Annotated in this window: 20 protein-coding genes; 4 read left to right on the forward strand and 16 right to left on the reverse strand. The window is 67.6% G+C overall.

Going from position 1 to position 22607, the window contains the following annotated elements; all coding sequences use genetic code 11:
- Positions 1-77: 77 nt before the first annotated feature.
- Together FNM00_RS12590 and FNM00_RS12595 are read left to right on the forward strand one after the other, a co-directional pair.
- Positions 78-512, forward strand: a complete 435-nt coding sequence (locus FNM00_RS12590; protein ID WP_143913902.1) for an SRPBCC family protein — start codon at positions 78-80, stop codon at positions 510-512.
- A gap of 101 nt (positions 513-613) precedes the next feature.
- On the forward strand, positions 614-1030 hold the full coding sequence (locus FNM00_RS12595; RefSeq protein ID WP_143913903.1) for an ATP-binding protein: 417 nt from the start codon (positions 614-616) through the stop codon (positions 1028-1030).
- On the opposite strand, the gene FNM00_RS12600 is transcribed toward FNM00_RS12595, so the two are convergent.
- From FNM00_RS12600 to FNM00_RS12650, 8 genes are all read right to left on the reverse strand, one after another.
- Positions 1015-2076 (reverse strand): HTTM domain-containing protein, encoded by a 1062-nt coding sequence (locus FNM00_RS12600; protein WP_143913904.1) that lies wholly within the window; start codon positions 2074-2076, stop codon positions 1015-1017. The two genes, FNM00_RS12595 and FNM00_RS12600, sit on opposite strands and share 16 nt — an antisense overlap.
- Positions 2073-2861, reverse strand: coding sequence for a DUF5819 family protein (locus FNM00_RS12605; RefSeq protein WP_143913905.1), 789 nt, complete (start codon positions 2859-2861; stop codon positions 2073-2075). The genes FNM00_RS12600 and FNM00_RS12605 overlap by 4 nt, the downstream gene beginning before the upstream one ends.
- Before the next feature lie 96 nt (positions 2862-2957).
- Positions 2958-6032, reverse strand: coding sequence for a choice-of-anchor G family protein (locus tag FNM00_RS18850; protein ID WP_185973130.1), 3075 nt, complete (start codon positions 6030-6032; stop codon positions 2958-2960).
- Between the two features lie 373 nt (positions 6033-6405).
- Entirely contained in the window at positions 6406-7773 is a 1368-nt protein-coding gene (locus FNM00_RS12630) for a TRAP transporter large permease (RefSeq protein WP_143913906.1), read from the reverse strand.
- Positions 7763-8338: a TRAP transporter small permease subunit gene (locus tag FNM00_RS12635; protein ID WP_143913907.1), complete on the reverse strand. Its 576-nt coding sequence runs from the start codon at positions 8336-8338 to the stop codon at positions 7763-7765. Before FNM00_RS12635 ends, FNM00_RS12630 begins: the two co-directional genes overlap by 11 nt.
- Positions 8338-9420, reverse strand: coding sequence for a C4-dicarboxylate TRAP transporter substrate-binding protein (locus tag FNM00_RS12640; protein WP_143913908.1), 1083 nt, complete (start codon positions 9418-9420; stop codon positions 8338-8340). Before FNM00_RS12640 ends, FNM00_RS12635 begins: the two co-directional genes overlap by 1 nt.
- Before the next feature lie 4 nt (positions 9421-9424).
- Complete coding sequence (locus tag FNM00_RS12645; RefSeq protein WP_143913909.1) at positions 9425-10225, reverse strand: carbon-nitrogen hydrolase family protein; 801 nt, start codon at positions 10223-10225, stop codon at positions 9425-9427.
- Positions 10222-10983, reverse strand: coding sequence for an HpcH/HpaI aldolase family protein (locus tag FNM00_RS12650; protein ID WP_143913910.1), 762 nt, complete (start codon positions 10981-10983; stop codon positions 10222-10224). The genes FNM00_RS12645 and FNM00_RS12650 overlap by 4 nt, the downstream gene beginning before the upstream one ends.
- A 143-nt stretch (positions 10984-11126) precedes the next feature.
- Between FNM00_RS12650 and FNM00_RS12655 the strand changes: the two genes are divergently transcribed.
- Positions 11127-11801: a GntR family transcriptional regulator gene (locus FNM00_RS12655; protein WP_221933719.1), complete on the forward strand. Its 675-nt coding sequence runs from the start codon at positions 11127-11129 to the stop codon at positions 11799-11801.
- 211 nt (positions 11802-12012) lie between these two features.
- Here the strand turns inward: FNM00_RS12655 and FNM00_RS12660 are convergent, their stop codons facing one another.
- Both FNM00_RS12660 and FNM00_RS12665 read right to left on the reverse strand, forming a co-directional pair.
- Complete coding sequence (locus FNM00_RS12660; RefSeq protein ID WP_143913911.1) at positions 12013-13887, reverse strand: LPXTG cell wall anchor domain-containing protein; 1875 nt, start codon at positions 13885-13887, stop codon at positions 12013-12015.
- Positions 13888-13993: 106 nt separating this feature from the next.
- Positions 13994-15634, reverse strand: a complete 1641-nt coding sequence (locus FNM00_RS12665; RefSeq protein ID WP_185973131.1) for an alpha/beta-hydrolase family protein — start codon at positions 15632-15634, stop codon at positions 13994-13996.
- A gap of 108 nt (positions 15635-15742) precedes the next feature.
- Between FNM00_RS12665 and gdhA the strand changes: the two genes are divergently transcribed.
- Positions 15743-17095: an NADP-specific glutamate dehydrogenase gene (gdhA, locus tag FNM00_RS12670; protein ID WP_143913913.1), complete on the forward strand. Its 1353-nt coding sequence runs from the start codon at positions 15743-15745 to the stop codon at positions 17093-17095.
- A gap of 177 nt (positions 17096-17272) precedes the next feature.
- On the opposite strand, the gene FNM00_RS12675 is transcribed toward gdhA, so the two are convergent.
- The 6 genes from FNM00_RS12675 to FNM00_RS12700 form a co-directional block, all read right to left on the reverse strand.
- Positions 17273-17944 carry a GntR family transcriptional regulator gene (locus FNM00_RS12675; protein WP_185973132.1) on the reverse strand — a complete coding sequence of 224 codons (672 nt, stop codon included), beginning with the start codon at positions 17942-17944 and terminating at the stop codon, positions 17273-17275.
- On the reverse strand, positions 17941-18693 hold the full coding sequence (locus FNM00_RS12680) for an amino acid ABC transporter ATP-binding protein (RefSeq protein ID WP_143913915.1): 753 nt from the start codon (positions 18691-18693) through the stop codon (positions 17941-17943). Before FNM00_RS12680 ends, FNM00_RS12675 begins: the two co-directional genes overlap by 4 nt.
- Before the next feature lie 162 nt (positions 18694-18855).
- Positions 18856-19953: an amino acid ABC transporter permease gene (locus FNM00_RS12685; protein ID WP_143913916.1), complete on the reverse strand. Its 1098-nt coding sequence runs from the start codon at positions 19951-19953 to the stop codon at positions 18856-18858.
- Entirely contained in the window at positions 19953-20825 is an 873-nt protein-coding gene (locus FNM00_RS12690; protein WP_143913917.1) for an ABC transporter substrate-binding protein, read from the reverse strand. The genes FNM00_RS12685 and FNM00_RS12690 overlap by 1 nt, the downstream gene beginning before the upstream one ends.
- 26 nt (positions 20826-20851) lie before the next feature.
- On the reverse strand, positions 20852-21601 hold the full coding sequence (locus FNM00_RS12695) for an acetoacetate decarboxylase family protein (protein WP_185973133.1): 750 nt from the start codon (positions 21599-21601) through the stop codon (positions 20852-20854).
- A 119-nt stretch (positions 21602-21720) separates the two neighbouring features.
- Complete coding sequence (locus FNM00_RS12700) at positions 21721-22602, reverse strand: Cof-type HAD-IIB family hydrolase (RefSeq protein ID WP_143913919.1); 882 nt, start codon at positions 22600-22602, stop codon at positions 21721-21723.
- Between the last annotated feature and the right edge of the window lie 5 nt (positions 22603-22607).

Genomic DNA, 22607 nt, shown 5'->3' on the forward strand with positions numbered 1-22607 from the left:
GTCGGGCCTTCCTCATGACCGTACGGCCGGATCCGCGCCCCCGCGCGGTGACGGCCGACTGGCCCCAGACTGAGGAGATGACCTCTGTCTCCCGCACCTTCACCGTCGAGCCCAGCCCCGACCGTGTCATCGACTACCTCAAGGACTTCTCGAACGCTCCCGAGTGGGATCCCGGCACCGAGTGGTGCGAACGCATCGACCACGGGCCCATCGCCCCGGGCAGTCGGTGGAAGAACTCCTCGAAGATCGCCGGTGTCTCCACCGAGCTCGTCTACGAGCTCAAGGAGCTGACCGATGATCGCGTCGTCTTCGAGGGTACGAACGACACCGCCACGGCGACCGACACCATCACGATCCGACCCCACGAGGGCGGCAGCGAGATCACCTACGACGCACATATCCAGATGCACGGCATCGCCAAGGTCGCCGACCCGGTGATGAAGGTCGTCTTCGAGAAGATCGGCACCGACACCGAGGACGATCTCGTCACCATCCTCAACCGACTCGCCTGAGTCAGCCGGCGAGGCCGGACACGGGCCTTCAGCCCCACGTGGTTGGCAACCGCTCGCCGATGCGATCAGCGCGATGCCCGTCGACGCCGTAGCGTGGTCCCGTGTCCTCGATCCACGTCCCCGACGACCCGTGTACGACGATCCATCTCGCGTACTCGGCGGCCGTCGCGCGACGGGCCCGGGCGCTCATGCACGCAGAGCTCGTCGACGCCGGCGTCCGCGAGGCCGTGATCGACGACGCCGTCCTCGTGCTCTCCGAGCTGGTGGCGAATGCCGTCGAGCACGGGCACCCGGACAAGCAGGGGCGCATCGAGGTGTCCTGGTGCATCCACGAGGACTATGTGCGTGTCAGCGTCCACGACAGCGGGCAGGCTCCCGATCTGCGCCCCCTCGAGGCCCCCGACGACGCGGTGAGCGGGCGCGGTCTCACCATCGTCGACTACATCTGTCGCACGTGGGACGTCGACCATGACTCCGGCCTGCGGATCACCGCCGAACTCGACTACTCCGCCACCTGAGCCGACGCATCCTCCTTGGTGCCACCCACACGGGCGGGCAACTTCGCGCGCAGCGCCGCCGTCCCGGCGGTCACCCGGGGCTTCAGCCAACGATCGAGCGCCATGAAGGTCGCCGTCGAGACGAAGATCGCGTCGAAGGCGAGCATCGACAGCGAGAACCAGGGCAGACCCATCAACACCGCGATCCCACCATGCAGCAGCACCACGCCGATGAGCACGATGCGTCGCGTCACGGGGTGGAGCAGGCCGATCACGAAGTAGAGCTGGACCAGGACGCCGACGTACGTCCCGATCATGACCCCGAGGCCGTTGCCGGTCAGGAGCGTGTTCAGCCACGGGAACACCCCGAACTCGTGCAAGGCCAGCGGGTAGTAGATCGCCGTCCCGTCCTGCCAGTAGGTGCCCTGCATCTTGAACAGGGCCGAGGCGGTGTAGAGGATGAACAGCTGCAGAGCCAGCGCGATGAGGGCGACATTGTGCAGCACCGTGCTGAGCCACTCCGGCAGCACGGATCCGCCACCCCACCACCGACGCCACAACGGATCGGCATCGCTCACCCGGGAACGTCGTCGGGCGTCGAGCGACCAGTGCCGCGAGGTGTCCATGAAGAGCATCAGCAGCAGGCCGACACGAGCGATGTTGTCGCCCTGATCGCCCACGAGCCCGTTGCGTTCCACCAGCGCGGCGAGGCCGATGACCAGCACCGCGACGGCCGCGCGGGTACGCCACCCCACGATGACGGCGATCGCCACGGCCATCAACAGCAGATAGGTGAGGGTGAACCGCGTCGGTCCGCCATCGAACACCCAGTAGAGGAAGCCCCAGGACGAGTCGCGGCGCAGCGGCTCGACCCACTCCGAGGCCCCTCCCCAGAGCGCATGCCGGTGGCCGAAGTTCGCCAGCAGGACACCCAGGGCGGCGATACCCACCAGGATCCGGCTGACCGCGAGTCCGTAGAGGGCGTGCTTCTTCTCGAGGACCCAGTCCTCGCCGCGGCCCAGTAGGTCGGCGAGGCGATCCAGCGCCGTGACGATGAGCGTCCTCACTGCGGCTCCTCCCCCGTGTAGGCGGAGAACATGCGCGTCACGTCGGCATCGGGTGGAGTCGTGGAACGCCAGCCGTACTCGTAGTACGTGCGTTCGGCATCGTCGATATCGCGTTCCTTGCGCTGGTCGAAACCGGGGACGTACCGGATGGACGTGCGGTACTGCACATAGGCGATGTCGCCTTCCCAGACGGTGGAGGCGTAGTAGGTCGCGAGGCTCGTGGCGATCTCGTCGTAGCGCATGTACCGGCTGACATCGGAGATCCCGGCCCCGCCTTCGATATCGGCGAGACGACCGCGGAGATCGGCGACGGGCGTCGTCAGGTAGTTGGCAGCGATCTGGGTGCGCTGCCGTTCATTCATCTCGGCCATGACCGAGTTGAGCGTGTTGGCTGTGCGCCGGCCGGCCAATGACATCCGCGACGGTGTCATATTGCCGCGGATGATGTCGTCCTCGCGTTCGACGACATCGATCCAGTCCGTGGGCGAGGTCTCTCCGGTGGTCGGATCCTCGATCGAGGCGCGGATCTCGAAGGTGACTGCCGCGCGGCGCGGGGTGGGCGCGAAGATGCGCCAGTTCTGGTCGAAGAACGGCATGACGTAGCTGCGGAGACGCTCATCGCCCACTGCATTGCGCAGCGGGGTGGAGGGGCCGACCCACAGGGCGATGATCGCGGTGTGGGCGAGCACGATCGCCACGAGGAACCACGCCGTGGCACGGCGAACCGGCGACCGAGCAGCTGACGAGGAGCTGGGACGCCGGGAGGAAGGGGAAGCACTGTTCATGGAACAACCTGATCCGATCGAGGAGACGGCCATGTGGGCCCGGCATACGCCGGGCCCACATGGCCTAGATGAGACGGATGACTCCGACTCCCCTTGTTACTCGTTCACTCCGTCCCGGCGGCGCGAGACCACCAGAGCACCGGCACCGGCCATGAGGAACATGGCGGCGATGGCGCCCAGTGGGAGCGCTCCGGCGTCAGCACCGGTCCGGGGCAGCTTGCCGCCGCTGGCGCTGCTGCCACCTCCGTCGGTGCTGCCTCCGTCGGCGCTGCCGCCGGACTCGGCGACCACACGGAAGTCGATCGACTGATCCGGGTAGTCATCGGCCGCCAGGCTGAACGAGTGGACCGCCAGATCGGCCGAAGCCGGGATCTGCCACTCGAACCGCACATCGCCGTTCTCATCGGCGACCTGCGTACCGAGGTCGAGCTGCGGGCTCGAGTTCATGTAGCCCTGCACCACCGTGCCCGGTGCATAACCGCTACCCGTGCCCACCTGCGTCTGCAGGCGCTCGAGGACCGGACGGCTGATGTCGATGGAGAGATCACCAGCGTCGGGGTCCGTGCCCGCATCGGGATCGGTACCCGCATCCGGGTCCGTGCCCGCATCCGGGTCCGTGCCCGCATCCGGGTCCGTACCGGCATCCGGGTCCGTGCCCGCATCCGGATCGGTGCCCGCATCGGGATCGGTGCCCGCGTCCGGGTCCGTACCGGCGTCCGGATCGGTACCCGCATCAGGATCCGTGCCCGCATCCGGGTCCGTGCCCGCATCAGGATCCGTGCCCGCATCCGGATCGGTACCCGCATCCGGGTCCGTGCCCGCATCCGGATCGGTACCGGCGTCAGGGTCCGTGCCCGCATCCGGATCAGTACCGGCGTCAGGGTCCGTGCCCGCATCCGGATCAGTACCGGCATCCGGATCAGTGCCCGCGTCAGGATCCGTACCGGCATCCGGATCAGTGCCCGCGTCAGGATCGGTGCCCGCATCCGGATCAGTACCGGCGTCAGGGTCCGTGCCCGCATCGGGATCGGTACCCGCATCCGGATCCGTACCCGCATCCGGATCCGTACCCGCATCCGGATCGGTACCCGCATCCGGATCAGTACCGGCGTCCGGATCGGTACCCGCATCCGGATCCGTGCCCGCATCCGGATCCGTACCCGCATCCGGATCCGTACCCGCATCGGGATCGGTACCCGCATCCGGATCCGTACCGGCATCCGGGTCCGTGCCCGCATCCGGATCCGTACCAGCGTCAGGGTCCGTGCCCGCATCCGGATCAGTGCCCGCATCCGGATCCGTACCAGCGTCAGGGTCCGTGCCCGCATCCGGATCCGTACCAGCGTCGGGGTCCGTGCCCGCATCCGGATCCGTACCCGCGTCGCCATCGACGACGGAGATGCTCACCGAGTCACTGCCCGCGGGCTCGCCGTCCACCGTCTGATCGGCGACGATCGTGTGATCGCCGATCTCCAGGCCCGGAACGTCGAGCGTCCAGGTGCCGTCTTCCTCGACAGTGGTCGAGCCCGTGAAGTCACCGACGGTGACCGTGATGGTCGCGCCCGGCTCGCCGGTACCCGAGACGGGGACCGTCGCGGTGTCGTCGGTGCCCGCCGGGATCTCATCGCCCTCGGACGGATCGGTGATGACGACATCCTCGATCGCGACATCCTGGACCGAGTTCGGACCGACACTCGCAGTCGCCAGATTGGCTGTGGCGACGCCGCCGGTACCGAGGATGTCACCAACCGTGAGCCGTAGCGCAGTCTCACTGAAGCGACCATCGGCCTCTTCCTGGACATTGCCCTGGAGCGACGCCACAGCATTGACGACCTGGAAGAGTCCGAGCTCGTTCAAGTCCGTGACCAGACCAGTGACCACGCCGGTCACCACAGGCGTCACCTGCGCAAGCACACCGGTCTCTTCGTCGAAGAGCGTGTCGACGATCGGAGCCGCCAAGGTGCTGAGCAGCTCACTGACCGGGATGGTGATCGGAAGCTGAGCCACGATCAGGGAGATCGACGCGTCGGCGGAACCTTCGATGACCTCACCCAGGGTTCCGTCGACTGTGACATCGATTCCGGTGGCGCAACCAACCACGGGCAACGTCAGCAAACAGATGTCCGCGCCGATGTTGAGGTTAGCGGCCCTCAGCGCGGAGTCCACGGCGGTGTTCACCGCTGCCGGGATGGTGTTGACGATCTGGCCAACGCGCGTGACGAGGTTGTTCAACACCGACTCGGACAGGATCTCCTCGCCCGGATTGAGGTTGTTCAGGCCCCGCCCCGTCGTATCCGTCAGCAGAGCGTCGATGTCCGCGGTGACCGTGCCCTCTCGCAGGTCAAGGGTTACCACCCCATCGCTGAGATTCAGGCCCTCGTCGATGAGCGTGTTCAGCGTCGCGGTGATGTCTGAGGTGATCTCCACCGTGAGCGCGTCGTTGCCGACGATCGGCGCCAATGCCGCGTTCAACGTGGCCAACACCTGAGCGAGCGCACCGTCAGGCCCCGTGAGACCCGCAACGGCGGTATCGACCTGGCTCGCAACGCCCCCTTCGCCGACCAGCGTGTCGACGATTCCAGTCAACGCCGGGACACCGAGGCGTAGATCGCCGCCCGCGATGCTGTAGTCCCTCGTAACGGCCGGATCCGCCGCCGCATCCATCGATGCCTCAGCGGTGATGGCCCCCAGCTCCAGATCGAGGGATGCCAGCGTGCTAGTGATCTCGGGGCCGAGCAGACCTGTCAGGCTCAGCGTCGCATTCGCCGGGTAGCCGGAGCTGCCGGTGGTGTCGACGATGCCGTCATCGCTCACCGCACCCGTCGCCGCCCGCGAGACACCCTCGTCGTTGGCTTCTGCGTAGTGGTTGACGGCGCCGATCCTCAGGAAGCTGTCGAGCGGGATCTCGATACCTCCGGGGATCTGGACATTCAGCAGGTCCAGGGCCGTGAGGTCGAGGTCGGCGGTATCGACATTCGGCTCGGCACTCGAGCCGTCGTGGCTGGCCTGAGCTCCCGCGAGCTCCGCGATGTCGTCGAGATCGATGTTGTCGATCAGCAGGCTGCCGCTGAGGAACCTCGCGTCAGCATTGGAGATGTCGCCAGGTGCGGCGGTGGCCGCTCCAGCTCCGAGCATGCCGCCGACGAGCGCCCCCGCCGCTCCCGCGGCCACCCATCGACGGACTGAACTTCTAGCAGCGGACCGTGGTGGCCCGTTTCTTAAGCGATTCCAGTGTGAATCCATTAGTCCCCATCCGAACTATGGATCGACGCGAGGTCGATACCCGAGCAGAAACCGGGGAGCACACGTCACCCCGTTGCGGGGACGCTATCGTCCGCTAAAGCGGACAACCACCTTTTACGAAAGGTAGGTGCCTCCACTTTTGCCGCGAGTCGGACGATTTTCACCGTAATAGCGGACGAAAAGTTCGCTAAGAAAACTCTGAAAATCGATCGTGGCCCGTCTCACACCTCGAAGCATCCGACGCGAGGAACCGCGGGCCCCGCCCGGGACCCGCGGCTCCTCGACCTGCGTCGGCGGCTCGCTACGTGGCCGAGGACAGCTCCGGCAGGAAGGTCACGATGCCCGGCACCGCGATGAGCAGAGCGACCACGACGACATCGGCCAGGATGAACGGCCCGATGCCGCGGAACACCTTGCCGAGTCCCGCCTCCGGCACGGCACCGGAATATACGAAGGCGTTCATGCCCACCGGCGGCGTGATGAGCGCCATCTCAGCGACCTTCACGATGATGATGCCGAGCCAGATCCCGTCGAAGTCGTAGCCCGTCAGGATCGGGTGCAGCAACGGCGCCGCGATGAGGATCATCGAGATGCCGTCCAGGAACATGCCCAGCGGCAACAGCAACAACAGGCACAGCACCAGCACCAGATAGGGCTGGAGATCGGCATTGACCACCACGTCGACGAGCGCGGCGCTCGCTCCCGAGAGGGCGAGGAAGTAGGTGAAGACACCCGCGCCGGTCATCAGCAGGAAGGTCATCGCCGTCAGACCGATGGCCTCGGTCACCGACTCCTTGAGGCGTGCGATCCACTGCGGCGGGCGCACCCGCAGCAGCATGATGATGAGCGCGGCCAGCGCACCGAACGACGCCGCCTCGGTCGGCGTCGCGACACCGAGGTAGATAGTACCGATCGACGTGCCGAAGATGACACCGAGGAACACCACGCCCATGACGTCGACCTTGGTGGCCGTATCGACGCGGGTGGCCGTCGACGTGCCACCACGTCCGCCGTCGGCCGCATCCGTCTCGGCGGCCTCCGCACGGTGCCGTCGACGACGGACCGAGACGATGATCATCGCCGTCGCGGCATAGGCGAGGATCGTGAGGAGTCCGGGCCCGATGCCGCCGAGCAGCAACTGGCCGATGCTCTCGCTCGCGACCACGCCGTAGAGAACGAGGACGATCGACGGTGGAATGAGCACGCCCAACGTGCCGCCGGCGCAGACCACCCCCGCGGCCAGCCGCAGGCCGAGGCCCGCCTTGACGATGGCATCGGTCGAGACGCGCGCCATCGTCGCGACGGTCGCGACACTAGAGCCGGTCACGGCAGCGAAGAGCCCCGAGCCCGCCAGCGACGCCAGTGCGCTGCCGCCCGGCAGCCGGCCGAGCACCCGCGAGGCGAAGTCAAAGCCCGCCTGGGCCAATCCGGCGTTCACCGCGAGCACACCCATGACGATGAACAGCGGGATGATCGTCAACGAATAGTCCGCCGCGGTGGAGTACGGCTGATTGGCCGCCGTACCCACCGCCGCACCGGTGCCGCGCAGCACCACCACGCCCGCCAGCCCGGCGAGCATGAGCGACAGCCCGACGTGCAGGCGGACAGCCAGCAGTCCGAGGAACAGGACGATGACGAGAACCAGCGTCACGATGGAGTCAACGGTCACGAGAGCCTCCCAGGGCAACGGGCTCGGTCTGCTCGATGAGCACCTCGACATCGCTGGAGGGGACGTCCTTACCCGCCCGCAACGCGCGGAAGGTCAGGATCTCCTTCCAGATCGCGAGGACGAAGAACAACAGGAAGGACAGCGCGACGGCCAGCTTGGCCGGCCAGGTCGGCAGCCGGAGAACATCGTTCGTGGTCTCACCGCGCTCCAGGGCGCTGTCGAAGGTGCCGAACATGCCATACACGAGCACCACGCCGAGCACGGTCACCAGGACCGCGCGCAGCAGGCTCATCGCCATGCGTCCGCGACGCCCCAGGCGCTCCTCGACCAGGCTCACCGAGACGTGCCGGCCGTCGATCTCCGCCGCGGCCAGCCCGAAGAAGGCGACGGCCACCAGCAGCAGCGTCGAGATCTCGATGGCGCCGAGGATCGACTGGCCGCGCAGATTGCGGCTCAGCACGTCGGCGACGGTCAAGATCCCGAGGCCCAAGAGCACGATGCCGGCCACGATGACCAGCACCGACGAGAACCTGCGGACGGGACGGGGAAAACTCACCGGGCTCATCAGGGCACCTCCTGCAGGCAGATGTCGAGGGCATCGGCATAGGACGACGACTCGTTCTCCTCGGCGAGGAAGTCGCGATAGTCATCGAGGACGGACTGCGCGTCGTAGTCCCGCTCCTCGTACCGCTCGACCCAGGCCTCTGCCGCACCGGTCTCGTCGCGGATCTCGGCCACGTCCTCGTCAGCGAGCGCCGAGAAGGTGGCACCCGCCTCGCGCAGCTGGTCGCAGGCGAGCAGACCGAGCTCGTCGAGCTCCTCGATCCCGTAGGCGCGCGCCTGCACCGAGGCGTCGAGCAGAGCCTCTCGATACTGCTCGGGCATCTCCTGGAAGAGGTCCTCGTTGACGACGACGATCGAGGATCCGTAGGCACCGATCCCGGGATCGACGATGTACGGCGTCGAACGGGACAGGCCGAAGGTCGGCAGATTCGACATGCCCAGCGAGGTGTACCCGCCGACCACGCCGCGCTCCATCGACTCGTAGACATCGGTCGCGGTCATCGCCACCGGGTTCACACCTGCCGCCACCATGACCTCCGAGAGCAGACCGCCGGCGCGGATGCTGCGGCCACGCAGATCGTCGACGGACTCGACCGGCCGCGTGGTGCCCAGCACCGCGTTGCCGATCGGCAGCGGGAACAGCAAGCGAACGCCCTGGCGCTCGAAGTCCTCACGGAAGGTGTCATTCTCCTCGTACAGCCGCTGGATCGCCGCCATATGGGCCTCGGGATTCGAGGACTCGAAGGGCAGTTCCACGGCGGTGTACATCGAGAGGTCCGAGGCCGCGTACAGCGAGCCCACCTGGGCGAGGTCGACCCGTCCGTCCAGGGTCGCCTGCACCGACTCGTCGGCGTCGACCAGGCTCTCGGAGTAGTGGAACTTGACCGTGACGCCGCCGTCTGTCAGCTCCTCGACATCCTCGGCCCACCGCTGGACGGTCTTGGACTGGTCGGAGGTGGGGTTGGAGTAGGTCGAGTAGTGCAGCACGTACTCGTCGCTTCCCCCCTCGCCGCAGGCAGCGAGGCTCGTCGCGGCCAACAGCGCCGCCGTGGCCACGGCCACGCGCGTGGCCCTGATCCTCATCTCGTCACTCCTCTCGTGGCACGACGCGGTACCGGCGCAATGTCAGTGCTGGATTGATGGTCCGGACCGCATCGATGCGCGATCGCTCCACCTCGGCCACGGCGACGCCGACGGCCTCGCCGATCCCCGCGAGTGTGTTGCCCATCGGGTCGAGCACGACGCTGTTGCCGGCACCCGTCGGCGCGCACTGGTCGGCGGCGACCACATATACGGTGTTCTCGATGGCACGCGCTCGCAGCAGCGTCGACCAGTGGAACTCCTTGAGCGGGCCGGGGACCCATTCTGCCGGGAGGGCGATGACATCGGCTCCCGCGTCGACGAGCGTGCGCGAGACCTCCGGGAAGCGCAGGTCGTAGCAGGTCTGCATGCCGATGGAGTAACCGTCGATCTGCAGCAGCTCGGGCGCGCCCGGGTCACTGGCGATCACGCGGTCGGACTCGCGATAGCCGAAGGCATCGTAGAGGTGGACCTTGCGGTAGACCGCGCGCACCTGACCGTCCTGCAGGCCGACCAGGGTGTTGTGGATGCGCCCCTCGCCGGCCGCCTCGTTGACTCCGGCGACGATCGTCGCGCCGGTCTCGGCGGAGAGCTCGCGCAACCGCGCGACCGAGGGCCCGTCCAGCGGCTCGGCGCTGTCGACGAAGCGGTCGTCCATCGCCGGTGCGGTAAAGACGGCGTACTCGGGCAGCACCACGAGGCGGGCGCCTCGCGCGACGGCCGAGCGCACGAGGCGCTCGATCTCGGCCAGGTTGGCGTCCTTGTCCTCGGTGGGCGCGAACTGCACCGCGGCGACGTACAGGCTCATCGGTGACCTCCGTGCTCGTTCTCGATGGCGCGCATGGTCTCCAACGCGGCGGTGAATCCGCCGAGCATGGCGCCGTACTGCATGACGCCCACCATCGTGTGGGCGCCTTCCTCGACCGCGAGCCGCTTCTCCGCATCGCTCCAGGCGGGCAGGATCCAGGGCTTGCCGGCGGCACGTGCCGCGCGGGCGATGACCCGCAGGTCGTCGAGATCGGCCGCGGTGACACCGTAGGCGCCGCGGCCGCGCAGCAGCGACAGGTCCGAGGGGCCGATGAACACGCCGTCGACGGTGGGCAGCTCGAGGATGCCCTCGATCTCGGCGAAGGCCGACGCGTCCTCGATCATCGGGTAGCAGCGGGTGGTGGTGTCCTGCTCGGTGACCCAGTCGTCGGTGAAGCCCCGGTAGCGCGACGTACGACCGCCGGCGAAGGAGCGCAGGCCCAACGGCGGGAACTTCGCGAAGGCGGACACCTCGGCGGCGTGCTCGACGGACTCCACATGGGGGATCGCGACGGCGCTCGCGCCGAGGTCGAGGGCCTGCTGGATCGGGCCACGCTCAGGACCCAGCACCTTGACGATCGATGTCAGGCGCTGCGCGCGGATCAGCGGCAGCATCCAGTCGAGCGCGGCCAGGTCGAAGGTGCCGTGCTCGACATCGAGCACCACCGTGTCGTACCCGGCCAGCGCGGCCATCTCGACGGCCGCGCTCGACGGCTCGGACAGCCAGACGGCGTGCCGCGGGGTCGTGGATTCGGTCATCGTTCTCCCTCGATGTCGGAGTCGAACCGGCGTGCGTACGCTCGGTGGACGTTACGTCTACAGTGTGTATACAAGTGGAGGCTACACGTCCACCGTGACCTGGGACACGAGCAGGGTCCGACTCAACAGATAGGCTGAACAGCATGCCGACGCCGCCGATGCCCCTCTTGCCTGAGGGAGGCGCACGCGCTTCAGCCGGGGAGACGGCCTATCGGCATATCAGTGAGGCCATCCTGCGTGGCGAATATGCCGAAGGTGGATTCCTCGACGAATCCACCCTCGCCCGCGCCGTCGGCACCTCACGGACCCCGGTCCGCGAGGCCCTCAACCGGCTGCATGCCGAACGCTATGTCGATCTCGTTCCCCGCCGCGGCGCGCAGGTCAGGGTCATCACGGCCACCGAGATGCAGGAGATATACGACACCCGGCTCATCATCGAGTCCGCCGCACTCGCCAAGATCTGCCGGCACGAGCGTGGCGCGCCGGCAGCGGCCGCCCAGATCCTCGGCGAGATGGAGACGGCCGGTGCCCAGCAGGACTGGTCGAGCTTCGCGCGGCTGGACCAGCGGTTCCATCAGTCGATCGTCGAGCAGGGCGGCAACGCGGTCCTCACCGATCTCTACCTCGCGCTGCGCCCCCGACACATCCGGCTCGCGATCCGCACCATCACCGAGGCACCGCACCGGCGGGCGACGATCGAACGCGAGCACCGCGAGCTGGTCGAGGCGATGAACACCCATGACGCCGAACGCGCCACACAGGTGCTCAGCGAACATCTGCGCTTCGTGCCCGAATTGATCAACGCCCTTCCGGGCTGACCGCGCGCGGCGACCAGCCCGGAAGGGCGTCTCTCAGGCTGACGACTCGGTGGTTGACAGCTCACCGCGATGCGGAGGTACGTGATCGCGGTGCGTGGTCAACCACGGGATCATCTGCCGCCGCCTTGAGACGGCCAGAGAGATGGTCGGGTGACGGCGACCGCGACCGCCGAAGCACCTCCGATCTCACCAGCCGGCTCGAGTCGACGAGTCAGATCCGGCGTCGCTGACGACTCAGCACCGCCGCACCCGCGAGCACCAGGAGCGCCGCCGAGGCGAGGAGCCCACCCGAGACCTCCGCTCCCGTGGCAGGCAGTCGTCCACGGACGGCGGCGGGCTTCACCGCCGCCGCAGGCTCGTCGTCCGCACTCGGAGCCACCGGAGCGTCGACCACGGTCACCGCCGTGCTGACATGTCCCGCCTCACTGACCAAGAGGATCTCGGCCTTCCCGGCCGGGATCGACGCCGGCAGGCCGAGCTCGACACCGGTGTCCGCACCGGCGAGCTGCTCACCGGCGACGAGATCGTTGACCACGATCGTGACCGGCTCGCCGGGCTGGAAGCCCATCCCGCCCACGAGCACACCGTCGGTGAGCTGCTGCTGGGTGACGGTCTCCGGCGCATCGACCGAGAGATCGGTCAGCACGAAGTCGTCGAGCAGGAACTGGACCGTCGGCGCGGCCATCGGCGTCACCGACATCAACATCGGCATCTCGGCGAAGAACAACGCCTCGACCGTGTAGTCGCCGGCCTCGACCTCCTCGAAGAACTCCCCCGGAAGCTCCAGGACCACGGCACCGTCCTCATCTGCCTCCGCATCCGTGATGGCCAGGGGATCCCCCTCCGCGTCGAGCAGGGCCACGAAACCGTAGGACCCAGGCTCGATGCCCTCGATACGCACGTCGAAACCGTGCCGCGCGTGCGTGGCGCGGTCCAGCCAGCGCCCGGCGATATTGCTGGTCAGATCGGTCTCGAACTCCGCATCGACGATCTCCAAGGTCGACTCCCGGAGCACGCCGACGTGGTCGTAGATCCGTACCTCGTGATCGCCGACCTCGAGATAGCCGGGCACCCAGAACTCGACTCGACCGCCCGCGACCCGCACCGTGTCGATCTCCTCACCGTCGATCTCGAGGGTGACGGGGAACTCCTCCGGAAGGTTCTCACCGGTGATGACGACATCCTCGAAGAACAGGTCCAGGAGACTGACGCGCTGGGGCACCTGGAAGCTCGGATCGCGACGCTCCACGACCTGCTCGACCTTGCGCGTAGGGCTTTCGAGGGTCAGGATCGGGGCCTCGCCGAGACTCGAGGCCTCGGACTGCGCGTTGATGTAGAAGCGCAGCTTGCCGGCCGAGTCGGCCTTGCCATTCGTATAGGTGAATCCGTGCAGTGCGGTCACCGATACCGGCTCGTCGGGAGCGAAGCCCTCGGCCTCGATCTGGTAGCCGCGGTGCTGCACGATGCGGTCATTGGTGAAGCCCGGGGTGACCACCACGGGGTCGGCGACGATGGTCAACGTGACCGGGTCGGAGAGCTCACTGCTCGGGGCCCTGACCACCACCTCGTAGGTGCCCGGCGTCCGCGGCAGCGTGCGCCACGTCAGCTGTCCGCCCTCACCCGCGGTCCCGAGCGTCTGCTCCTCCCCGTCAACGAGGATGCGGTACTCACCCGGCTCGGGGTGCGGACCGACCCCGACACTCAGCCCCGCCCCCTCGTTCAAGGACCGGGCCTTCGTCGCTGAGAGCGTGGACTGGGCCAGCGTGGCCTGGGGCGGATCCGCCGCGAAGGGCTTGAGGCGCTCGGCCTGCGGCGCCTCGGACTCCGTGACCTCCTCGACGACCGGCCCGGCTTCCTGCTCGGCCTCGGGAACCACCGGGACGTACTCGCCCTCCGCCTCCTCGTCGACGGGGGCGATCTCCTGCTCCACCGGTTCCTCGAGGGGCTGTGGCTGCACGTCCTCGGCCTCCACCACCGGATCGACCACGGTCTCGGCGACGGCCGGAGTCACCCCACCGGCCAGCATCACCGCGAACAGACCGCCCGCGATCGCCCGGCGCGCCCGACGGCGCACATTGGTCCTCATTCTTCAGTTCTCCTCCCAGACCCCACGCCCAGTGCGCGAGATCCCCTGGCCGGAGAGTAACGGTTCGTGACCGCGCTTGGAGGCCAAATCGGTAAACCGGCGGCAGCTACTCGACCGGCCCGTGAAAACTGTCGGCGATCTCATCGAGGTGCGCGCGCAAGGCCGCGAGCCGGGTGGCATCCCATCCGGCCGGATCCAAGGTCTCGTACCACGTCATCAGCGGCATCGTCCCGTAGCGATGCCCCCAGCCCTCGCCGAACTCCGTCCCGACGACCTGGTCGGCGGTCAGCTGCAAGAAGGTGGTCACCGGACGCCAGGAGATCCCCGGCATCACCCGGGAGTCCAAGGGCTCGGACAGCCAGTCCGGACGCCGCCACAACAGCCGCGCATCCCACCAGACGATCGGATCATCGGCGAACTGCAGGAAGGCATGGGTCGCCGCGGTCCCCTCGAACTCCGACTCGCGACCGCCGACGACGAGCTGCGGCAAACGTTCGATCCGCGGACGGATCTGCAACGATCCGGGGTCCCGGCGCCGCTCGGCCTCGCGGCGCAGATTCGACATCGGCGGCGTACCGACCCACAGCGAACCGTCGACGCGCCGCACGAGCTCATCGAGGTTCTCGAAGGCACCGGTACCCCCGTAGGCGCCGAGGCTCTCCCCCGCCACCAGCAACAACGGCCGCTCATCCTCGGGCATCTGCTCCAGGCGCGCGGTGACGGCATCGATCAGCGCTGTGGCGCTGTCGACCGCCGCGTGCTGCTCCGACACATACGCGACCGGACTCGGCAGATGCGAGTACTGCACCGCCACCGTCGCGGTGTCTCCGGCATGGAAGTACTCCACCGGCTGCACGATCTGCTCGTTGACCCAGCCGGTGCCGGTGGGAGTGACGACCAACAGGACGGACCGCTCGAAGCCGCCCGATCGCTCCAGCTCCTCCACTGCGAGGGCCGCGCGGCCGTCGAAGCTCGGATCCGAGGCTCGGCCCACGAACACCCTGACCGGCTCCATCGGCTCGCGACCGGCGAAACGCGCGAGCTCGTCCGTGCTCGGCGCCCGGGTGATGAACCGTCGTCCCTCCCGGCCGAGCGACGCCCAGTCGACGACATCGGAGGCTCGCGGGTCGGCCGGCTCCTCCTCACCGACCTCGATATCGGCACCCGATCGCGCCTCGTTGATGCCGTCCATGAACCTCGTGTAGGCGAACTCGTTCACCGCGAGCACCGTCACCAGGATCGTCGCCAGCACGCTCACCGTCGCGGCGATCGACAGCGGCACGATCTTCGACACCCCTCGGAAGATCCGGTGATAGATCCACCGCAGGCCGGCGATGACGAGACCGCAGACGACGAGCACCGCGACCACGACGACGACAACACCCAGGTACAGGAAGCGATCGGTCACGTCGTATCCGAGGGCGCGCCACTCCTCCTGCCGGCCAGGGACGCTCAGCAGCAACAGCAGCGGCAACGCGGCGACGCCCACCCAGCCGACGACCACGCGCCATCGGCGGATCCGCTCAAGTCGCGGGCCATCGAACACGGCCGCGGTCAGCCGGCCGACCCCGGCACCGAGCAGATAGAGGACCACGACACCCAGGCCGCTGATGACCCCCTGGGCCAACCAGGTGCGCGGCAGCAGCGAGGGCGTGAGCGATTGCTGGTAGGCCACGATCGCGAACACGATCCCCGTGCCGCTTCGCCGTCCGAAGAACGCGCTGAGACCTTCGAGGGTCGCCCTCACGGGGCTCAGTGTACGACCGTCCACGCCCCGTCGCGTGACGTGCGCGTAACGCGCCGTAATCTGTTCGTCATCGTCGTCATTCCGGCGACCATGCAGAGAAAGGCCCGCATGAGCAACGATCAGATCGACGCCATCCTCGAGCAGGTGCTCGCACGCAACCCCGGCGAAGACGAATTCCACCAAGCCGTGCGCGAGGTCTTCGACTCGCTGCCGCGCGTCCTCGCCAAGCGCCCCGAGTACACCGAGGCCTCGATCCTGCAGCGACTGTGCGAGCCCGAGCGCCAGATCATCTTCCGTGTGCCGTGGGTCGACGACAACGGCCGCGTGCAGATCAACCGCGGCTTCCGCGTGCAGTTCAACTCCGCCCTCGGCCCCTACAAGGGCGGGCTGCGGTTCCACCCGACGGTGATGCTCGGGACGGTCAAGTTCCTCGGCTTCGAGCAAATCTTCAAGAACGCGCTCACCGGCATGCCCATCGGCGGCGGCAAGGGCGGCAGCGATTTCGATCCCAAGGGCAAGAGCGATGGCGAGATCATGCGCTTCTGCCAGTCCTTCATGACCGAGCTCAGCCAGCATCTCGGCGAGTACACCGATGTCCCGGCGGGTGACATCGGTGTGGGCGGTCGCGAGATCGGCTATCTCTTCGGCCAGTACAAGCGGATGACGAATGCCTACGAGTCCGGTGTCCTCACCGGCAAGGGGCTGACCTGGGGCGGGTCGCTGGTCCGCACCGAGGCCACGGGTTACGGCACGGTCTTCTTCGCCCGGCGGATGCTGGAGCTCGCCGGTCGCTCGCTCGACGGAGCGAAGGTGCTGGTGTCCGGGTCCGGCAATGTCGCCATCTACGCCGCCGAGAAGGTCAAGGAGTTCGGCGGCCTCGTCGTCGGCGCATCCGACTCCGCCGGGTCCATCTACGACCCGGAGGGCATCGACCTCGACCTGTTGCGTGACATCAAGGAGCGTCGCCGCGACCGCATCTCGGCCTATGCCGACGAGCGCCTCGGCGCGCAGTACCGCGACGGCCGGCGCGTCTGGTCCGTCGCCGATGAGACGCCGATCGATGTCGCCCTCCCCTGCGCGACCCAGAACGAGATCTCGGAGTCCGACGCGAAGTCACTGCTGAACGGCGGCGTCACGGCGGTCGCGGAGGGGGCGAACATGCCCACCACCCCCGAGGCCGTCCGCCTGTTCCGCGATGCCGGCGTGCTCTTCGCGCCGGGCAAGGCCGCCAACGCCGGCGGTGTCGCCACCTCGGCCTTGGAGATGCAGCAGAACGCGTCCCGCGACTCGTGGAGCTTCGAGTACACCGAGCAGCGACTGTCGGACATCATGGACGGCATTCACGAGCGGTGCGCCGAGACCGCCGAGGAGTACGGCACCCCGGGCGACTATGTGCTCGGCGCCAATATCGCCGGTTTCACGCGCGTGGCCGATGCCATGCTCGCTCTCGGCGTGATCTAGGAGATCGTGGAGAGGCCCGGCACCGGCTCATCGGGGGGATCGGGAGACTGACGTCGAGACGTCGGCCCACCGGTGCCGGACCTCGGTAGGATCCTACGCGATACCGCCATCTTTGTCTGGCCATTTCCCGAATAACCCCGGAAACTCGTACGACAGCACGATCTCCGGGGCCGCCGGTTAGACGGAGCGGGGGCGAGGGCCGCCCGACATCAGCAAGCGCACACGTTCGGCGGACGAGACGATGTGGTGACGCACAGCCTCAACGGCCGCCTCGGCATCGTTGTCGATGATGGCCTGCGCGAGCTCGGAGTGGTCCACCCGGATCTCCTGATCGGGAGACAGCGACTGCACGCAGAGGTACCAGACCTTGAGCGCGAGGTTGTAGTGCTGATTGAGCGCCGCCTCCAGGAAGCGATTGTGCGTGAGGCGGTAGAACTCACGGTGGAAGCGCGCGTCCTTGTCGATGCGCTCCTTGCGAGTGCCCCCCACGTTCGCGGCGAATGACGCCAGCTGGTCGCGCTCACCCATCGTCGCCCGCTCACACACCAGCCGGGCGGCCAGCGCCTCCAGCTCCAGGCGGATCTCCTGGATGAGCTGCTGGTCGTTCAGCCCGATGCCCGAGGCGAAGGTGCCCCGCCGGGGGTAGATCTCCACCAGCTTCTCATGCTGAAGGCGACGCAAGGCCTCGCGGATCGGCGTCAAGCCGATACCCAGTTCCTCGCTCAGCGCGCGCTCGTTGAGAGGCTCCATCGGCGCGTAGTGCAGCGACACCAGCCGATCGCGAAGAGTCAGGTAGGCCTGCGTGCTCAGGCTCACCTGCGGTGTCGCGTCCGTCCCCGTGTGAGTCACAAACGTCCCGCCTCCGTCACGCGCCGCAGGAACTGCTGCGTAGCCGCCTCCACCGGCGCACCGAAGATCTGCTCCGGCGGCCCCTGTTCGACGATTGTGCCACGACTCAAGAAGCACACACGGTCGGAGATCTCACGCGCGAAGGACATCTCGTGGGTCGTGAGGATCATCGTCATTCCACCGTGCGCGAGCTCGCGGACCAGATCCAAGACCTCCACCACCAGCTCGGGGTCGAGGGCGGAGGTGATCTCGTCGAGCAGCAGCACACGGGGCTGCATGAGCAGGCTCCGCGCGATCGCGACGCGCTGCTGCTGGCCGCCCGACAACCGGTCGGGGAAGGAGTCGGCCTTGTCGGCCAGTCCGACCCGCTGGAGCATCTCCATGGCGGCCGTCCTGGCGGTCGCCTCGTTCACCTGGCCGTTCTTGACCGGTGCGACCGTGCAGTTCTTGAGCACCGACATGTGCGGGAACAGGTTGAAGCTCTGGAACACCATGCCGACCTGGCGACGCAGCGCCACCAGGTCCACGCCCGGGCCGGACACGACATCGCCGTCGAACAGGATGCGGCCGCCCTGGATCTCCTCCAGGCCGTTGACGCAGCGCAGCAGCGTCGACTTGCCGGAACCGGATGCGCCGATCAGCGTGATGACCTCGTGCTGGCGGACCTCCAGGTCGATATCGCGGAGCACGACATGCTCGCCGTACTTCTTGGTCACCCGATCGAGCTGGACCAACTGCTGGTCACTCATGCCGACACCTCGCAGAAAAGAGAACGGTAGCGAGATGCCGGCATGACACCCCGTCGATGATTCACTCGCTGGCGCTCACTCATGCCGACACCCCGCAGAAAAGAAGACGGTAGCGAGATGCCGGCATGACACCCCGTCGATGATTCACTCGCTGGCGCTCACTCATGCGGTCTCTCTCCGGCGGGCCTTGGCGAGCTGATAGTCCACGAATCGGGTCTGCGGGATGGTGCAGGCGATGAACAGCACGCACACGACCACGATCGAGGAGAGGTTGTAGTAGTTGCCGGAGTAGATCTTCGACTGCTGGAAGGCGTCGACGATGCCCACGATATTGACCAGCGCCGTGTCCTTCTGCAACATGACGAAGGCACCGAGCATCGCCGGAGCGAGCCGGCGCGCCACCTGCGGCAGCACGACGAGCCGGTACACCGAGGCCGGCGACATGCCCAGCGAGTAGGCCGCCGAGATCTGGCTGTGGTGGATCGACTCCATGCCCGAACGGAACAGCTCGGCGTTGTAGGCGCTGAAGGTCATCGACAGGGCGATGATCGCGTAGGCGATCGGGTTGGCGTCGCTGATCACGGGCACGCCGGAGAGCGGCAGCCCCAGACAGATCAGATAGATGACGACGATCGCCGGCAGGGAGCGGAATCCGTCGATGTACATCACCGCGAGGACCCGCAGGGGGCGGAAGCTGTCCCCGGGCAGGGAGCGGCCGATCGCGAGCACGAGGCCGAAGAGCATGGCCAGAATCTGCGCCGAGCACGCGATGAGCACGTTGATCGCGAACGCCTTGGTGATGTCCCCCGCACTCAGCTGGATCAGATCCCAGCGGAAGAAGGTCTCCTGGACGGCGAAGTCGTCGGCGCAGACCAGCAGCACCACCGCGGCCAGGATGACGAAGAAGCCGCTGTAGGCCATCGAGCGCAGCGAGTGGTGGCGGGACCGGGCGGCGGCGTGACGCGCGGAGACGATGTCACCGGCGCGGCGCGCGGCGCGGGAGGCCCCGGCGGCCTTGGTCGCCGCCGCGAGCGAAGCGCCGAGCACGCCGACGACGATCAGCAGCACGCCGATCGTCGCCAGCAGCCGGATCGAGCCGGGGGTCTTGCTCGTCGCGACCGACACCGCGAGGTAGCTGACGGCGAGCGCGATCACGGTGAGGATCGACGCGACCGCGATCAGCCGGTCGGTGCGGGGCGGCGGGGCGAGCAGCGTCGCTGAGCTGCTCGCCTCCACCGTCTCCTGGGGGACGGAGGTCATCACGCCGTCCACACCGGCACGTCGTTCGGGTCACCGCCGAGGATCGGGTTCAGCCACTCCTCGAAGATCGCGTCGAGGTCGCCGCTGTCGAGCCAGTCGGCGACGATGCTGTCGACGGTCGCGGTGTTGGGCGAATCCTTCGGCAGCACCACACCGGGCTCGCCGCCCTCCTCGAACTTGGCGATGACCTCGAAGCCGCCACCGGAGGCCTTCGCCGCCGGCATCAGGGTCGTGAGGTCCTGCAGCACCACATCGACCTGCCCGGCGCGAAGAGCAGTGAACATGTCCTCATTGGACTGGAACTGGCGCACCGGCTGGCTCGGCTGGATCTTCTCCTTGGCGAGCGTCTCCTGGAAGGAGCCGATGAGCACGCCGATCTGGGCGTCGGCGAGATCGCCCTCGTCGAGCTCCTCGCCCTCCTTCACGGCGACCGCCGACGGGATGAGCATGTACGGCTCGGAGAAGTCGACCGCCTCGGCGCGCTCGTCGGTGCGGATGACGTTCCAGATGGCGATATCGAAGTCGCCGCCGCGGCCGGTGACGATCGACTCGAAGGACGTGTTCTTGACGACGACCTTCTCCAGGCCCGCGCGCGAGGCGATATCGGCCGCCATGCAGTACATGTAGCCGCCGTCGATGCTCTCGGGCGTATCGCCCTGGTAGCCGTTGGGCGAGGGCAGCGGGACCGCCACCGTGAGCTGGCCGTCCACCGCCGGCTCGAAGGTCAACGAGTCGTCCTGCGGTGCGACATCGCAACGGCCGTAGCCGCCGGAGGCCGCGTCGTCGCTGCCGTCGTCACTGCCGCCGCACGCGGCCAATGACGCGGTCAGCACCAGTCCGCCGGCGAGGGCGGTGAGCTTGTGAAGACGCATGGGGATCTCCTTGTCAGATGAGGTGGTCAGACCCGGGCCAGATCGGCGAGCAGGGTCGGCTTGGTGTTCTCTTCGGTCGCCGCGAAGTCGCCGACCTTGTACTCGCCGCCGAGCACCTCGAGGACATCGAGGCGCTTGCCGCGGAACGAGACGGCGTCGCCGAGCTCGACGGTGGCCGGACCGATGTGCCGGGAGGTCAGCGTGTAATCGGCGCTGGTGTCACGGCTCAGCACCTGGAAGCTCTCGAACCCGGGGCCGTCGAACTCCGGGACGGCGCGGATCTGCAGGTGCGGGTAGAGCGCCAGGCCCTGCCAGGCACTCGGGTCGGCCTCGGCCGTCAGGTCCACCGAGATGTCCAGGTGCACGTCGTCGCCGAGGAAGACCCGGCCGCGGGCCGTGGTGTCGTCGGCATCGAGTCCGGCGTGCGCATAGACCTTCGGGTAGCCCCACTTCTCACGACCGGAGGCGACCGTGAAGTGCTGATCCTCGAACTCGAACAGGAAACTGCCGCCGACGGTGTCGCCGAAGCGGACGGCCAGCAGGATGCCGGCATCGTGGTACGGGTAGCTGGAGTTGTTCCGGAAGTCCGTGACGACGACGGCGAAGCGATCGTCGACCAGCTCGAAGGGCGTGGGCTCGAGGATCTCCTCGAGCTGTTCGCGACGGCCTCGGCAGAAGACGGTGAGCCCCTTCTGGTCCGGGCAGAAGTAGGGCAGGTTCGCGGGGCGGTACTTCAGGAACTCGAAGAACGACGTCGGATCGTAGTTCTCTTTCACGGGGGCATTCCTCCAGATCTGCGACACAGCTCACATCGAACTGAAATGTTAGTGCGACGCTAGTGCAATGCCAATGATGTGGCAAGAACTATTTTCCCGGCCCCGATGGGCAGTGCGCCTCAGATCAGCTGGTGGCGGCGAAAGGCGTTCCAGACACCGCCGTCCATGACGCCCGAGGTCATCTCATCCGCCGCCGCCACGACCTCGGGAGCGGCTCCCGACATCGCGATCCCGACGCCGCAGATCCGCAGCATCTCCACGTCATTGCGGCTGTCGCCGATGCCGATCGCCTGTGCCGGATCGAGCCCCAGGTGATCGAGGGCGCGGAGGATCGCCGTGCCCTTGTTGACCCCGCGCGGTGAGATCTCGCCGCTCGCGCTGCCGAGATAGGCGATCGTCCCGGTGATGAGGTCCACGGCATCGCGCAGCTCGCCGTGGACCGCTGCCTCCACCCGGCCGAAGTCCTCCTGCGAGTCGCCGATGAACACCGCCTTGGCGACCTCGCCGCGGCCGTGCATCCGGTCGTCGGCGAAGATCCGCGCCACGGCATGCTGCGAGGGTGCCGCGGCACCGTGCGCCACCAGAACCTCGTCGAGCCGCTCGACCACCCGGCCGTGTGGCTCGACGCCCTGGTGCGACTGTAGATAGTAGTCCAGGCCCAAGGCCTCCAGCAGCTCCGTGATCTCCTCGACCAGCCGCTCGGGCATGGTCTGCTCGATGATCAGCTCACCGGCATGCTCGACGAAACCGCCGCCGGCGGTGATCTCACCGTCGAAGCCGATGTCGCGGATCCACGGGTACACCTCGGGCGCGCTCCGCCCCGTGGAGATGAACACCAGATGGCCCCGTGCCCGCGCGGAGCGGATGGCCTCGACGGTCGAATCGGCGATCGACTCGTCATGGTCGACGATCGTGCCGTCGATGTCCAGGAAGGCGATACGTGGCGACGAGGTGAGCAGTGCGATCAATCCTTCGGTGACGACTCCCGGCGACCCGAGCATCGTCT

This window comes from Aeromicrobium piscarium, assembly GCF_007421815.1.
In the GTDB taxonomy this organism is placed as follows: domain Bacteria; phylum Actinomycetota; class Actinomycetes; order Propionibacteriales; family Nocardioidaceae; genus Aeromicrobium; species Aeromicrobium piscarium.